Annotated in this window: 12 protein-coding genes; 9 read left to right on the forward strand and 3 right to left on the reverse strand. The window is 62.5% G+C overall.

What is annotated here, in order from left to right:
* The first annotated feature begins 46 nt into the window (after window positions 1–46).
* Window positions 47–1,312 (forward strand): diaminopimelate decarboxylase, encoded by a 1,266-nt coding sequence (gene lysA / locus WDB91_RS04735; protein ID WP_339114000.1) that lies wholly within the window; start codon window positions 47–49, stop codon window positions 1,310–1,312.
* Window positions 1,313–1,357: 45 nt separating this feature from the next.
* On the forward strand, window positions 1,358–3,901 hold the full coding sequence (locus WDB91_RS04740; protein WP_339114001.1) for a TIGR02302 family protein: 2,544 nt from the start codon (window positions 1,358–1,360) through the stop codon (window positions 3,899–3,901).
* A 25-nt stretch (window positions 3,902–3,926) separates the two neighbouring features.
* On the opposite strand, the gene WDB91_RS04745 is transcribed toward WDB91_RS04740, so the two are convergent.
* Window positions 3,927–5,441 (reverse strand): zinc-ribbon domain-containing protein, encoded by a 1,515-nt coding sequence (locus WDB91_RS04745; RefSeq protein WP_339114002.1) that lies wholly within the window; start codon window positions 5,439–5,441, stop codon window positions 3,927–3,929.
* Window positions 5,442–5,598: 157 nt separating this feature from the next.
* Between WDB91_RS04745 and WDB91_RS04750 the strand changes: the two genes are divergently transcribed.
* From WDB91_RS04750 to WDB91_RS04760, 3 genes are read left to right on the forward strand one after another with little or no spacing between them, the layout of a single operon-like run.
* The gene (locus tag WDB91_RS04750; protein WP_339114003.1) at window positions 5,599–6,270 is read left to right on the forward strand and encodes an ATP-binding cassette domain-containing protein; all 672 of its coding nucleotides are present in this window, start codon (window positions 5,599–5,601) and stop codon (window positions 6,268–6,270) included.
* The gene (locus WDB91_RS04755) at window positions 6,270–7,157 is read left to right on the forward strand and encodes an FtsX-like permease family protein (protein WP_339114004.1); all 888 of its coding nucleotides are present in this window, start codon (window positions 6,270–6,272) and stop codon (window positions 7,155–7,157) included. Before WDB91_RS04750 ends, WDB91_RS04755 begins: the two co-directional genes overlap by 1 nt.
* Window positions 7,157–7,900: a lysophospholipid acyltransferase family protein gene (locus tag WDB91_RS04760; protein WP_339114005.1), complete on the forward strand. Its 744-nt coding sequence runs from the start codon at window positions 7,157–7,159 to the stop codon at window positions 7,898–7,900. The genes WDB91_RS04755 and WDB91_RS04760 overlap by 1 nt, the downstream gene beginning before the upstream one ends.
* 86 nt (window positions 7,901–7,986) lie before the next feature.
* On the opposite strand, the gene WDB91_RS04765 is transcribed toward WDB91_RS04760, so the two are convergent.
* The gene (locus tag WDB91_RS04765; protein ID WP_339114450.1) at window positions 7,987–8,946 is read right to left on the reverse strand and encodes an acetyl-CoA carboxylase carboxyltransferase subunit alpha; all 960 of its coding nucleotides are present in this window, start codon (window positions 8,944–8,946) and stop codon (window positions 7,987–7,989) included.
* A gap of 123 nt (window positions 8,947–9,069) precedes the next feature.
* Between WDB91_RS04765 and WDB91_RS04770 the strand changes: the two genes are divergently transcribed.
* Window positions 9,070–9,537 carry a GyrI-like domain-containing protein gene (locus WDB91_RS04770; protein WP_339114006.1) on the forward strand — a complete coding sequence of 156 codons (468 nt, stop codon included), beginning with the start codon at window positions 9,070–9,072 and terminating at the stop codon, window positions 9,535–9,537.
* Here the strand turns inward: WDB91_RS04770 and WDB91_RS04775 are convergent, their stop codons facing one another.
* Window positions 9,538–10,494, reverse strand: a complete 957-nt coding sequence (locus WDB91_RS04775) for an L-malyl-CoA/beta-methylmalyl-CoA lyase (protein ID WP_339114007.1) — start codon at window positions 10,492–10,494, stop codon at window positions 9,538–9,540. It abuts the gene before it with no gap.
* Window positions 10,495–10,796: 302 nt separating this feature from the next.
* Here WDB91_RS04775 and dgcN point away from each other — a divergent pair, with 302 nt between their 5' ends.
* From dgcN to WDB91_RS04790, 3 genes are all read left to right on the forward strand, one after another.
* Window positions 10,797–11,822, forward strand: coding sequence for an N-acetyltransferase DgcN (gene dgcN / locus WDB91_RS04780; protein ID WP_339114008.1), 1,026 nt, complete (start codon window positions 10,797–10,799; stop codon window positions 11,820–11,822).
* A 118-nt stretch (window positions 11,823–11,940) separates the two neighbouring features.
* Window positions 11,941–12,906, forward strand: coding sequence for an N-acetyl-D-Glu racemase DgcA (gene dgcA / locus WDB91_RS04785; protein WP_339114451.1), 966 nt, complete (start codon window positions 11,941–11,943; stop codon window positions 12,904–12,906).
* Between the two features lie 20 nt (window positions 12,907–12,926).
* Complete coding sequence (locus WDB91_RS04790; protein WP_339114009.1) at window positions 12,927–13,790, forward strand: D-amino-acid transaminase; 864 nt, start codon at window positions 12,927–12,929, stop codon at window positions 13,788–13,790.
* Window positions 13,791–13,864 lie beyond the last annotated feature (74 nt).

A 13,864-nucleotide genomic window follows, 5' to 3' on the forward strand; every position in this document is an offset into this window, starting at 1 on the left:
GCCGCCCGGCACGGGCGGTCCTCTTACAGGGTATCGGAAAGACCTCATGGATCACTTCACATATAAAGATGGTGCGTTGCATGCCGAGGATGTGCCCGTATCGGAGATCGCCAAATCGGTCGGCACGCCGGTCTATATCTATTCGGCCGCCACGCTGGAACGTCACTTCAAGCTGTTCCAGGAGGCGCTTGGCTGGACCGATCATCTGATCTGTTTCGCGATCAAATCGAACAGCAATCTGGCGGTGCTGAAACTGCTGGGCGATCTGGGCGCGGGTATGGATGTGGTCTCGGGTGGGGAATATCGTCGCGCCAAGGCTGCGGGCGTCCCCGGCGAGCGGATCGTGTTCTCGGGCGTGGGTAAGACCCGCGAGGAGATCGCGCTGGTGCTTGACGGTGGTATCCGCCAGTTCAACGTGGAATCCGAGCCTGAATTGCTGGCCATTTCGGACATCGCGGCGGCCAAGGGGCTCAAGGCCCCCATCGCCATCCGCGTGAACCCCGATGTGGATGCCAAGACCCATGAGAAGATCGCCACCGGCAAATCCGAGAATAAATTCGGGATTCCGATCGCTAAGGCGCAGGCTGTCTATGCGATGGCGGCAAAGCTGCCGGGGATCGATGTCGTGGGTATTGACGTGCATATTGGCTCGCAACTGACCGATCTCGAACCCTTCGAAGCCGCTTTCAACAAGGTGGCCGAACTGACACGCGCCCTGCGCGCCGACGGTCACGATATCCGTCGTCTCGATCTGGGTGGCGGTCTGGGCATTCCCTATCAGCGCGATAATAACGCACCGCCCCTGCCGATCGAATATGGCGATGTCATCCGCCGTGCGGTGGGTGATTTGGGCTGCGAGATCGAGATCGAGCCGGGCCGTCTAATCTCGGGCAATGCCGGTATTCTGGTCTCCGAGGTGATTTATCTGAAAGAGGGCGAGGGCCGGAACTTCCTGATTCTCGACGCGGCGATGAATGATCTGGTGCGCCCGTCGATGTATGGCGCGCATCACGACATCATTCCGGTGGTCGAGGCACAAGCCGGCGTCGAGCAGGAGTCCTTCGATATTGTGGGCCCTGTCTGCGAGACCGGCGACACTTTCGCCAAGGCCCGCAACCTTCCACCCGTAGGTGCCGGAGATCTTGTAGCTTTCCGCTCGGCAGGGGCGTATGGTGCGGTCATGGCCTCCGAATATAACTCGCGCCCGCTGATCCCCGAGGTTCTGGTGCGTGGTGATCACTTCGCTGTTATCCGCCAACGACCAAGCTTTGAGGAAATGCTTTCTCGCGATAGCATTCCAGAGTGGCTCTAAGCACGACCCTGTTTCGGGCGTGTCCGACACGCCCGGAAAGGACCGATGACAAAGCGCAAGCCTGATCCCGTCCTCTCATCCACCGATCCCGCTCTGCGGAAGGTGTCCCGCAAGATTTCGCAGACCCGCCTCGGGCTTGTGGTCGAACGTGGTTTGCGTGCCTTCTGGCCCGCGCTTTCGCTCTTGGCCGTTGCGGTGGCGGCGCTTGCCTTCGGGATGGCTGAACTGCCTGCGGGTGTGTTCTGGGGGATCGTGCTCCTCTGGGCGTTGGCGCTTTGTGCCACATTAGCCATTGGTTTCAGAGCGTTCCATTGGCCCAGCCGTGCCGAGGCCCTCGCGCGGGTTGATGAAACCCTCCCAGGTCGTCCACTGACCGCTTTGGGTGATGGTATGGCTCTGGGCGGGGACGATCCGGCCACCGCGGCCTTGTGGCAGGCCCATATGACCCGCATGGCCGAGCGTGCCAAGGCGGCCAAGGCAGTACGCCCCGATCCCGATCTCGCACCGCGCGACCCTTACGCGCTCAGAATGACGGCGATCCTGTTGCTGGTTGTTGCGCTCGTCTTTGGCGCGCCCGCGCGGATGTTCAATCCGGGCGCTGTGCCGGGCGGCACCGCGCCCGCCCTCGCCGCGATGGGCCCCAGCTGGGAAGGTTGGGCCGAGCCGCCGCGCTATACCGGCCAGCCCGGCCTCTACCTGAACAATCTCAAGACCGATACGCTCACGTTGCCAGAGGGCACGCGGTTTTCTTTCCGCTTCTATGGCGATGCAAGCGCGATCGGTTTTACCGAAAGCGTGTCCAGTCCTGCGGCGGTCCCGCAATCCGAGGCCACCACCGATGTCTCGCGCCGCGATTTCGAGGCGGTGCAGAACGGGATCGTCGAGATATCTGCCAATGGCGGGCGCAAGTTCGACATCACAATTGCCCCTGATAACGCCCCCGAAGTGGCGCTGACGGGCAGCGTGGAACGCCGTGCCGATGGCACGATGGTTCTGCCCTTCCATGCCTCCGATGATTATGCCGTGACCAGTGGGCAGGCGAAGATCAAGCTGGATCTGGCGGCCATCCCGCGCAAATTCGGGCTGAAAATCGATCCCGAACCGCGCGAGACCCTGATTTTCGATCTGCCGATGCCCTATACCGGTTCGCGCAGCGATTTCGATGGTTCACTGGTCGAGCAGGCCGAGAAGCACCCTTGGGCCAACCTGCCGGTGAAGCTCGAGCTGGATGTGACCGACGGGCGCGGCCAGACCGGCAGCAGCGGCTGGCAGGAGATCACCCTACCGGGGCGGCGCTTCTTCGATCCGTTGGCCTCGGCGCTGATCGAGATGCGGCAGGACCTGCTGTGGAACCGCGAGAATGGCCCCTATGTCGCCGAGATCCTGAAGGCCCTGAACAATCGCGCCACCGATCTGATCCGCTCGACCGAGGTGCGGGTTCTGCTGCGGGGCGTGATCGGGCGGCTCGATCAGGGGCTCGAGACGCCCGGGGTGCGCGATGAGCTGGCCGATATGCTTTGGCAGATGGCCGAGCTGGTCGAGGATGGCGGGCTGTCCAATGCGCTCGAACGGATGCAGCGCGCGCAGGAGCGTCTGTCGGAGGCCATGCGCAACGGCGCCTCGCAGGACGAGATCGACAAGCTGATGCAGGAGCTGAAAGAGGCGACCGACGACTATATCCGCATGCTGGCCGAGCGGAACAAGGATCAGGGCGACCAGCCGCCGCAGGACGGTCAGCAGCAGGGCCAGCAGATCACCGGTGACCAGCTCCAGCAGATGATGGACGAGATCCAGCGCCTGATGAAGGAAGGCCGCATGGCCGAGGCGCAGGAGCTTCTGGAACAGTTCAACCGCATGATGGAGAACATGCAGGTCACGCAGGGCCAGGGCGAGGGCAACCAACAGATGCAGAGCCTGCGCGACACTTTGCGCGACCAGCAGGAACTGTCCGACGAAGCCTTCCGCGATCTGCAGAATGGCGAACAGGGCCAAGGTCAGCAGGGTCAGCAGAATGGGCAGGGCCAGCAGAGCGGAGAGGGTCAACCCGGCCAGGGCAATGGCAGCTCCGGTCAGAGCCTGTCCGAGCGCCAGCGCGCGCTGCGGCAGGAACTCGACCGCCAGAAGGGCCTGCTACCCGATCTGGGCTCGGAAGAAAGCGACCGCGCGCAGAAGCGTCTCAATGACGCTGGCGAGGCGATGGAACGTGCCGAGGAGGCGCTGCGCGAGGGGGATAATGGCCGTGCGCTCGATAATCAGGCCGAGGCGATCCAGTCCCTTCGCGACGGGATGCAGGCGCTGAACAATGCACAAAACGGCGAGGAACGCCGTCAGGCGGGCCAGCAGGGCGAACAGGGCGAGGCACGCGGCGGCGAGGGCGGACAGAATGGCCAGCGCGAGGTGCCGAGGGATCCACTCGGCCGCTCGGCGGGCGATGGCAACCGCGTGGGCACCGACGAGAATATGCTCCAAGGGGAGAACCCCTATGGCCGCGCGCGCGATCTGCTGGACGAAATCCGCCGCCGTCAGGCCGAACGCGACCGCAGCGCGGACGAGCGCGATTATCTCGACCGGCTGTTGGACCGGTTCTGACGGGCGGGATTTGGCGGCGCGGCGTTCAGTTCGTGCCGCCCAGCCAGACAATCAGCTTCTCAAGCTGTATATCAAGTGCCAGACGCGCCTGATCGACAGCCGCGACATAGCCTGCCAGAGGCACCTGCAGTGCGGGGATCGTGGCCGAGATTTGGTCCGAGGCCAGATAGAGCGCCGCCATGATCACTGCCAACCCTACCACCAGCCCGAAGCCCAGCCGGAACCCGCTGCGCTGGCGTGCCAGTGTCTGCGGCGCATCGAACGCGGCGGCATGACGACCGCGATCAGAAGTGGCGCGCAGCGTGGAGTTGATCTCCTCGATATCGGGCAACTGGTCGCGACGGCTGAAATGGTTGACCTTGTCGACCGGATGGAGAGGCGGCGCAGGCGGCACGAGGACTGGCTCGACATGCAGGAGTTCGGTTTCTTCCTCCGGCGTTTCCGGTTCGGGCTCTTGTGGCGCTTCGGGCTCGGTCGCGGTGTTTCCGGTATAGCTGACCGAGACATGGGCCTTGTCCTTGGCAGCTTCCTCGGGCTTTTGGGGTTCGGAAGCTTCGGGTTCCGGCTCTTCGGAACCAAGAAAATCATCCTCGTCCAGCGTCGCGCCGATATGGTAATCGGGATCCTCGTTCGCAAATTCCTCGGGGCTCAGCGGTTCTGCATAGGCCGCCACGACGGGAATGTCCTCGGGGTCGTCCTGCGAGAATTCGGGTGCGGGAAGGACGGCCTCGAATGCGTCCTCCCCAAAGGATAGCTCGTCCTCGGGGATCGCCTCGTCGGGCTCGTATTCCGCGGATCTGTCTTCCAAGCCGTCCTCGGTTTCGGCACATGGCGTGCCCTCTGGCCAGAAGTTATCCTCCTCTCCGGAGACGGTGTCCGCCGGGCTACCTTCCTCGACGGTCCTGTCCTCGACCGGCTGCGCGGTTTCGGCTTCCTGTGTCTGGCGCAGAAGAGCCAGCTTGGCCTGCACACGGCTGGCGGCGGCCTTGGCGACCGGCTCGAGGTTCATTTCTTCTTGCGTCTGCAGCAGACTGCCCTCGGCACGGCGGGCTTGCGCCTCGCGCTCTGCCTCTTCGCGAAGGATCGCCAGAAGCCCGTCATCAAGCTTGCGGCGCGGCATCAGGCCCGGTTGGGGTGCGGGGCGAAGCTCCTCCCCGATCTCGTTGTCCGGATCGCCAGAGAGCTCCTCGGGCTCGGAGCTCTCTGCCATCACGGGCTCTTCCGGCAGGGCCTTGTTATCCTCGAGCGCCTTGGCGATTTCGGCGGCAATGGCATCGTCGTGGAGATCCTGCGCGCGGTCGGCATCGGCCAGATTGCGGATCGTGCCGCCCGGTTGCCACTCGGATTGTGGGGCCTCGCTGAAACCCGGGGCCCTGGCATAACGGGGATCCTCGGCCGGATGGGGCATGGCCAGCATGCGCGCCGACGGCTGGAACCACATCGTCTGGCAGTTCGCGCATTGCACATCGCGCCCGCCATCGGGAATGACCTTGTCGCTGACTTCGTATTGGGCTGCGCATTTGGGGCAGGTCAATCGCATTGGGGATATGCCTCGGTCACTATATATGGGCCCAATGTCCGCTCGGGACGTTACCGCCAATCTGGCAATTCATTTTACGATGTTGTAGCAAGCAGCCAATCAATATCCAAGTATTAGCATCGATCAGAGCAAAAATGACGATGCGAGGGGGCCTTTGGTGATCGAATTAGAAAATGTCGCGATTGGCTATAACGGGATCGAGCTTCTGTCGGAGGTCTCTCTCAGGCTCGTCCCCGGATCGTTCCATTTTCTGACGGGCCCGTCCGGCGCAGGGAAAACCTCGTTTCTGAAGATGTGCTATGCCGAACTGTTGCCGGTGGCGGGCCATATCAGCCTGATGGGGCAGGATGTGCGCGCCATGACCCGCGATGACCGCGCGATGATGCGCCAGCGGATCGGCGTGGTGCATCAGGACTGCCAGTTTCTCGACCATCTGCCGTTGATCGAGAATGTCGCGCTGCCGCTGACCGTCTCGGGGCGGCCCGCGCATCCGCAGGAAATCGGCGAGCTTCTGGCCTGGGTCGGGCTGAAGGCGCAGGCCAATGCCCTGCCGCCCCAGCTTTCGGGCGGCGAGCGTCAGCGTGCGGCGCTGGCCCGCGCGGTGATGATGAGCCCCGATGTCATTCTGGCTGACGAGCCTACCGGCAACCTCGATTGGGAAATGTCGCTCAGGCTGCTGGGGCTGTTGGTGGAGCTGAACCGGATGGGCAAGACGGTGGTGATTGCCACCCATGATCTCAACCTGATCCGGCAGGCCAAGGCGCAGGTGCAGGCGCGGGTTTTGCGGATTTCGGGGCGGCGGTTGCAATTGGCGGGGGCGGACCTGTGATGATGAATTTCCTCAAGATCGAGCAGGGCACGGCGGGGCGGGTCGTCCCGCCCACCGGCTTTACCGCACGGCTGACGTTGATCACGGCCGCCGCAATGGCCTTTCTGGCGGTCTTCGCGCTGGCGCTGTCGCTGGCGACGAACCGGCTGGCGCATCGCTGGGCCGATGCCTTGGCGCGCACCGCCACGGTGCGGATCTCGGCGCCCGAGGACCAGATGCAGACGCAGGTCGATGCGGTTCTCAAGGTGCTGGGCGAGACGCCGGGTATCTCGGACTACAAGGCGCTGGATGATGACCAGATGCTGAAGCTGTTGAAGCCGTGGTTCGGCTCCGACCTGCCGGTGGATACGCTGCCGCTGCCGCGCCTTGTCGAGATTACCGAAAGCGGGCAGGGGATCGATGTGGAAGGGCTGCGGCTCAGGCTACAGGCCGAGGCCCCCGGTGCGGTGCTCGATGACCATACCCGCTGGCGGCGTCCGCTGGTGCAGGCGGCCGGCCGGCTGCGGATGCTGGGGCTGGTGTCGCTTGTCCTGATCGGCGGGGCGATGGCAGGGATGATCACGCTGGCGGCGCAAGCGGCGCTGGCGGCCAATGGTCAGGTGATCCGCACGCTGCGCCTTGTGGGCGCGCGCGACCAGTTCATCGCCCGCGCCTTTGTGCGCCGCTTCACCGCCCGCGGGCTGGCGGGAGCGGTGATCGGGACGCTTCTGGGCATGGCCGCTGTGGCGATGCTGCCCGATGCGAGCCCCGCAGGCGCCTTCCTCACGGGGCTCGGCTTCACGGGGGCGGGCTGGCTCTGGCCGCTCCTCATTCCGGTGCTTGCCGCCTTCGTGGCCTTCGGGGCCACGCAATTTGCCGCAATGCGCATGCTGAAAGGGATCCGCTGATGCAATATCTCCGCTCTATCGTCTTTATCGTCCAGATGTATCTGGTGATGGCCGTGATGACGGTCTGCCTGTTTCCGTTCGCGCTGATCGGCGGGCGGAATGTGGCGGTGATGATCTGCCGGACCTATTGCCACTGGATCCGCTTTACCGCGCGCTGGCTCGTGGGGCTGCGCACCGAGGTGCGTGGCACGGTGCCCGAAGGTGATGTGCTGATCTGCGCCAAACACCAGAGCTTCATGGATATCCTGATAATCTATTCGGCCCTGCCGAAGGGCAAGTTCATCATGAAGCGCGAGCTGGCCTATATGCCGTTTCTGGGGTGGTTCGCCTGGGCCATCGGCTGCATTCCGGTCAACCGTGGCAAGGGCGGCGCGGCGGTGAAGGCGATGCTGAAAGCCGCCAAGAAAGGGCAGGAAAAGGGCGGCCAGCTGGTGATCTTCCCGCAAGGCACCCGTGTCGCGCCCGGCGATGTCAGGCCCTACAAGATCGGGGCGGGGGCGCTCTATTCCACGCTCAAGACGGCGGCAGTGCCGGTGGCGGTGAATGTGGGGCTATTCTGGCCCAAACATGCGATCCTGCGCAAACCCGGACTGGCGGTGATCGAGTTCCTGCCCGCCATCGAGCCCGGCCTCAAGGTCGATGCCTTCATGGCCGAGATCGAGAGCCAGATCGAGACGCGGTCCAATATGCTGATGGCCGAAGCCGGGATGCCGATCGTGGCCGCGCTCGACCCGAAGGGCTGATCCCGCTCCGCGCCAAAAGAAAAGCCCCCGCTCAGCAGGACTGGCGGGGGCTTTTGACTGTCCGGTATCTGTCAGGCCGGCAGGGATCAGGCCGCGAGGCCCTTGGACCCCATATCGAGGAATTTCTTGCGGCGGGATTTGACCAGCGCGGCACCGTCACGGCCCGAAAGCTCTTTCAGCATCGCGGTGATTTCTTTCGATACGGCGTCAAAAGTGGCCGCGCGGTCGCGTTGGGCACCGCCCATCGGTTCCTTGATGATCCGGTCAATCACCTCGAGCTTTTTCAGATCCTGCGCGGTCAGGCGCAGCGCCTCGGCGGCTTCGCGCATCTTCTCGGCATCCTTCCACAGGATCGAGGCGCAGCCCTCGGGCGAGATCACCGAATAGATCGAATGTTCGAGCATCGCGACGCGGTCGCCTGCGGCAAAGCCCACGGCCCCGCCCGAACCACCTTCACCGATTACGATGGAGATCATCGGAACCTTGATGTTGAGGCAGGTCTGGGTCGAACGTGCAATCGCTTCCGATTGGCCGCGCTCTTCCGCGCCCTTGCCCGGATAGGCACCGGGGGTGTCGATCAGAGAGATTACCGGCAGGCCGAACTTATCAGCCATTTCCATCAGGCGGATCGCCTTACGGTAGCCCTCGGGGCGCGCCATGCCGAAATTGCGCGCGATGCGCGAGGCGGTGTCATGGCCCTTCTCGTGGCCGATCACCACCACCGGCTGGTCGTTGAAGCGCGCAAGGCCACCCATGACGGCATGGTCATCGGCAAAGTTGCGGTCGCCTGCAAGCGGCGTGAATTCGGTGAAGAGCGTCTCGATATAGTCTTTGCAATGCGGACGCTCGGGGTGACGGGCGACCTGACATTTGCGCCAGGGCGAGAGATCCTTATACAGGTCTTTCAGCATCTGCGCGGCTTTCTTGTCCAGCGCGGCTGCTTCCTTCTCTACATCCATCTCATCGTTTGCCCGTGCCAAGGCGCGCAGCTCTTCGGCTTTGCCCTCGATCTCGGCAAGGGGCTTTTCGAATTCGAGATAGCTGATCATCGTGACCCTCCGGTTGGCTCGATGGCGCCTATATGACCTCGTGCGCATGGAAATGCAACGGTAGGGCTGTGACGATGTGAAACCTATGCTACATGAGCCTCAGGTGGTGAGGAGAGCAGGATGATTGGCGAGGTCACTATTCGGGATGTGGCGGCCGTCCGGTTGGCGGCGATCGCGCATCGCGGAGCCTATGAGGATCTGGAGGCGGCGTTCGGGCGCTTGGTCAATGTCTTCGAGGAGGGGCTGTTGTGGCGCCATGTTCTGGGGGCGGCGGCTATAGGTTACGACAATCCGCGTGTGACCCCTGTGGACAAGCTGCGTTCGGATGCCTGTTTCATCGTGTCCGAGGGCTGTCCCATCGTCGCCCCCCTCAGGGAAATCCATTATCCCGAGGGCCGTTATGCGGTGTTGGAAGTGACAGGCTCCTACCGGCAACTACCGCAGGCCTATGCCAAGCTGGGCGACGAATGGTATCCGGCCTCGGGCGAGACCCATCGCGGGTTGGTGGCCTATGAGGTCTATCTCAACAATCCCGAAGAAGTGCCCGAGCGGGAGCTGCGGACAGAGATCCGGCTCCCGCTGACGTAATCACACGCCGATCATCTCGGCCTGCCGCACGATGACCTCGGCTTGACGCATCGAGGCAATATCGACAAGACGGCCCTTATAGACCGCCGCGCCAGCGCCTTCGGATTTTGCCTGTTCCATCGCCGCCAGAATCTCGCGCGCCTCTGTCACCGCTGCCTCGGAGGGCGTGAAGACCTCGTTGGCGAGCGCGATCTGTTTGGGATGGATCGCCCATTTGCCGACCATGCCCAGCGTGGCCGAGCGCAGCGCCTGTGCGCGGAAGCCCTCGTCGTCGGAGAAGTCGCCGAATGGCCCGTCCACCGGCAGGAGCCCATGGGTGCGGCAGGCCGCCACAATCGCCGTTTGCGCCCAATGCCAGGGGTCGGACCAGTATTTCGCGCCCTCATGCAGCATATAGTAGTTTTCCTGCGTGCCCCCGATACCGGTGGTCGCCATCCCCATCGAGGCGGCAAAATCAGCAGCACCGAGACTCATCGCCTGCAGGCGGGGCGAGGAGGCCGCGATCTCCTCGACATGGGCGATACCGGCGGCAGATTCGATGATCACCTCGAGGCTGACCTTTTTCTGGCGGCCCTTGGCGGCTTCGATCGCGGTAATCAGCGCATCCACCGCATAGACATCCGCTGCGCAGCCGACCTTGGGGATCATGATCTGGTCGATGCGCTCCGAGCCTTCCTCCAAAAGCTCGACCACATCGCGATACCAGTAGGGCGTATCGAGCGCGTTGATCCGCACCGAGAGATACTTGGTGTTCCAGTCGATCTCGTGGCTGGCGGCGATGATGTTTTTGCGGGCAACCGCCTTATCATTGGGCGCGACGCTATCTTCGAGGTCCAAATTGATGACATCCGCCGCAGAGGCTGCCATCTTGGCGAAGAGCTTCGTGTTGGAACCGGGGCCAAAGAGCTGGCACCGGTTCGGGCGGGCAGGCGGGGTGGGCTGGATGCGGAAACTCATCGGTCCTCCGGTAATGATGTTTCTATCCTGATGCTTCGTTTGGTATATTGTTGCGCGCCGATTTTCAATGATTTTCTGCATTGCAGAATGAACGACTCGTTTATGCGGCACAGTCTTGCTTGAATCATTAAAATCACCGCTCAATCTCCGACGAATTTCCGGCATCGTGCAAATAAAATCGGCCAAATGGCCTTTTGACGAAATATATTTCAGAATTATCATTCGAATGATCCCCAAATACCAAAGAAATTTCATCGAAAAGAGCCTAGCTTAGGATCAACGACTAATTTGGAGGCCTTGTTATGGCGCTTATCGAAACCCCGTATCTGCTTTTCCTTGGTGACGCGCCGGACTCTCTGGCCGCGAAAGTGGCGCAAGGTATCAAGGACTGGCGTCCCGAGTTCGCCGTGGGCCAGTTCCGTATGGACGGGTGCAAGGCCGATATGGGTCTGACCGACATGACGCTGGAAGAGGCTGTTGCGGCAGGCTGCAAGACGCTGGTGATCGGCGTGGCCAACCGTGGTGGCGTAATTTCCGCTGCATGGAAAGAAGTTCTGATCAAGGCGCTTGAAGCCGGTATGGATCTGGCCTCGGGCCTCCATAACCTGCTGCGCGAAGAAGCCGATCTGGTGGCCGCTGCCGAGAAACACGGCCGTCAGCTGCATGACGTGCGTATTCCTTCGGTGAAATATCCGATCGCCAATGGCGAGAAGCGCCGCGGCAAGCGCATGCTGGCCGTGGGCACCGATTGCTCGGTCGGCAAGATGTATACCGCGCTCTGCGTGGAAAAAGAGATGCGCGAGCGCGGCATGAAAGCCAGCTTCCGTGCCACCGGCCAGACCGGTATCCTGATCACCGGTGACGGTGTGCCGCTCGATGCCGTGATCGCCGATTTCATGGCCGGCTCGGTCGAATATCTGACCCCCGATAACGACGATGATCACTGGGATCTGATCGAGGGTCAGGGCTCGCTGTTCCATGTGTCCTATTCGGGCGTGACCATGGCGCTGATCCATGGCGGCCAACCCGATGCGCTGGTGATCTGCCACGAGCCGACCCGTGCGCATATGCGTGGTCTGCCGGGCTACCAGCTGCCGTCGATCCAGGCCGTGGCCGATCTGGCGCTGCAACTGGCGCAGGTCGCGAACTCCGACTGTAAGGTTGTCGGTGTCTCGGTGAACACCAAGGATATGCCGGAAGCCGAAGCCAAAGCCTATCTGGCCAAGGTCGAAGCCGAAATGGGCCTTCCCGCAACCGACCCCTTCCGCTTCGGTGCCGGTCCGCTGGTTGATGCGCTCGAAGCTCTCGACGCCGTCGCCGCCGAGTAAGCCCTATACCCGCCGGGATCACGTCTCGGCGGGTTTTTACTGACACTCTCGCAAAAAGTCTTAGCTTGCCGGTCGAAGGGCCGTCAGAACGCATGGCCAGAGCCAGAGTGAGGAAGATATCATGATCAAAGTTACCCCCGACAGTTTCAAACTCGCCGAGGCATTCACCATCTCGCGCGGCTCGCGCACGCAATCCGACGTGCTGACCGTGCGGATCGACCGCGATGGCCTGACCGGCTGGGGCGAGTGCCTGCCCTATGCCCGCTACGCCGAGACGCTCGATAGTGTGACCGCGCAGATCAATTCGCTGCCCGCCGGTATCACCCGTATGGAGCTGCAGGAGGCACTGCCCGCCGGTGCCGCGCGCAATGCCGTGGATTGCGCGCTGTGGGATCTGGAGGCCAAGAAGGCCGGCAAGCGCGTCTGGGAGCTGGCGGGGCTTGCTGCACCCAAGCCGGAAGTGACCGCCTATACGCTCTCGCTCGATACAGTCGAGACGATGCGCGAGAAGGCCGCGAAAAACGCCCATCGCCCCGTGTTGAAGATCAAGCTCGGCACACCTGACGATATTCCGCGTCTCGAGGCCGTGCGCGAAGGTGCGCCCAAGGCCAAGATCATCCTTGATGCCAATGAAGGCTGGGAGATGGAGACATTCCTCGATATCCAGAAACATCTGGTGCGCCTCAATATCGCGATGGTCGAGCAGCCCCTGCCTGCCGCCGCTGATGAGGGCCTGATGGGCGTCGAGCGTCTGGTGCCGATCTGCGCCGATGAAGCCTGCCATGACCGCGCCTCGATGGCGCATCTGCGCGGCAAATACGATATGATCAACATCAAGCTCGACAAGACCGGCGGCCTGACCGAGGCGCTTGCGCTGCGCGATCTGGCTCTGTCCGAAGGCTATAAGGTAATGGTCGGGTGTATGCTGGGCTCGTCTCTGGGCATGGCGCCCGCGACGCTCGTGGCGCAGGGGGCGGACATCGTCGATCTTGACGCCCCGCTGCTTCTGGCAGAAGACCGTGACCAGCCGCTGCATTACGAAGACGGTAAAGTTTATCCGCCCGAAGCGTCGCTTTGGGGCTGAGGGAAGAAGGAGTAAGGCCGATGAGCCGTATTGTTTATCTCAACGGTGAGTATATCCCCGAAGAAGAGGCCAAGGTTTCGATCTTCGACCGTGGTTTTGTCATGGGCGATGCCGTCTATGAGGTGACTGCCGTGATCGGCGGCAAGCTGTGGGATTTCGAGGGCCATGTGAAGCGTCTTGCCCGTTCGCTGAACGAGCTGGAGATGCAGAACCCGCTCAGCCGCGAAGAGCTTCTGGAGATCCACCGCGAGCTGATCGCACGCAATCCCGAGTTCATCGACGGCGGCATCTACCTGCAGATCTCGCGCGGCAATGCCGGTGACCGCGACTTCGCCTTCCCGCCCGCCGATGTGAAGCCGACCGTAGTGCTTTATACCCAAGCCAAGAACGGCCTGCTGGATGACCCCAAGGCCAAGAAAGGCATCAAGGTCATTTCCGTGCCGGATCTGCGTTGGCACCGTCGCGACATCAAGACCGTGCAGCTGCTCTACCCGTCGCTGGCCAAGATGGCGGCCAAGAAAGCGCATGTCGATGATGCTTGGTTTGTCGAGGACGGTTTCGTGACCGAAGGCTCGTCGAATAACGTCTATATCGTGAAAAACGGCAATATCATCACGCGCCCGCTCTCCAATGACATCCTGCACGGGATCACTCGTGCGGCGCTGCTGCGCTATGCGAGCGAAGCGCAGATGACCATCGAGGAGCGCCCCTTCACCATCGAGGAAGCACAAGCCGCCGATGAGGCCTTCTTCACCTCGGCCTCGGCCTTCGTGACGCCGGTCGTCGAAGTGGATGGCAAGCCGGTTGCGAGCGGCAAGCCCGGCCCCGTCGCCGTGCGCCTGCGCGAGATCTATCTGGAAGAAAGCGCCAAATCGGCGATCTGATCCTTTGCGATCCGCATATCTTCAGACAAAAGAAAACCCCGGCCGCAAGACCGGGGTTTTTGCATTGCTGCGCG

Origin of the sequence: Thioclava sp. GXIMD2076 (assembly GCF_037949795.1) — a bacterium.
GTDB classification, from domain to species: Bacteria; Pseudomonadota; Alphaproteobacteria; order Rhodobacterales; family Rhodobacteraceae; genus Thioclava; species Thioclava kandeliae.

Bases quoted from the DNA above. Each gene is read 5' to 3' on its own strand.
- WDB91_RS04760 (WP_339114005.1), top strand. From the start codon at position 7,157: ATGCAATATCTCCGCTCTATCGTCTTTATCGTCCAGATGTATCTGGTG.
- WDB91_RS04755 (WP_339114004.1), top strand. From the start codon at position 6,270: ATGATGAATTTCCTCAAGATCGAGCAGGGCACGGCGGGGCGGGTCGTC.
- WDB91_RS04740 (WP_339114001.1), top strand. From the start codon at position 1,358: ATGACAAAGCGCAAGCCTGATCCCGTCCTCTCATCCACCGATCCCGCT.
- WDB91_RS04790 (WP_339114009.1), top strand. From the start codon at position 12,927: ATGAGCCGTATTGTTTATCTCAACGGTGAGTATATCCCCGAAGAAGAG.
- lysA (WP_339114000.1), top strand. From the start codon at position 47: ATGGATCACTTCACATATAAAGATGGTGCGTTGCATGCCGAGGATGTG.
- WDB91_RS04770 (WP_339114006.1), top strand. From the start codon at position 9,070: ATGATTGGCGAGGTCACTATTCGGGATGTGGCGGCCGTCCGGTTGGCG.
- dgcN (WP_339114008.1), top strand. From the start codon at position 10,797: ATGGCGCTTATCGAAACCCCGTATCTGCTTTTCCTTGGTGACGCGCCG.
- WDB91_RS04745 (WP_339114002.1), bottom strand. From the start codon at position 5,441: ATGCGATTGACCTGCCCCAAATGCGCAGCCCAATACGAAGTCAGCGAC.
- WDB91_RS04775 (WP_339114007.1), bottom strand. From the start codon at position 10,494: ATGAGTTTCCGCATCCAGCCCACCCCGCCTGCCCGCCCGAACCGGTGC.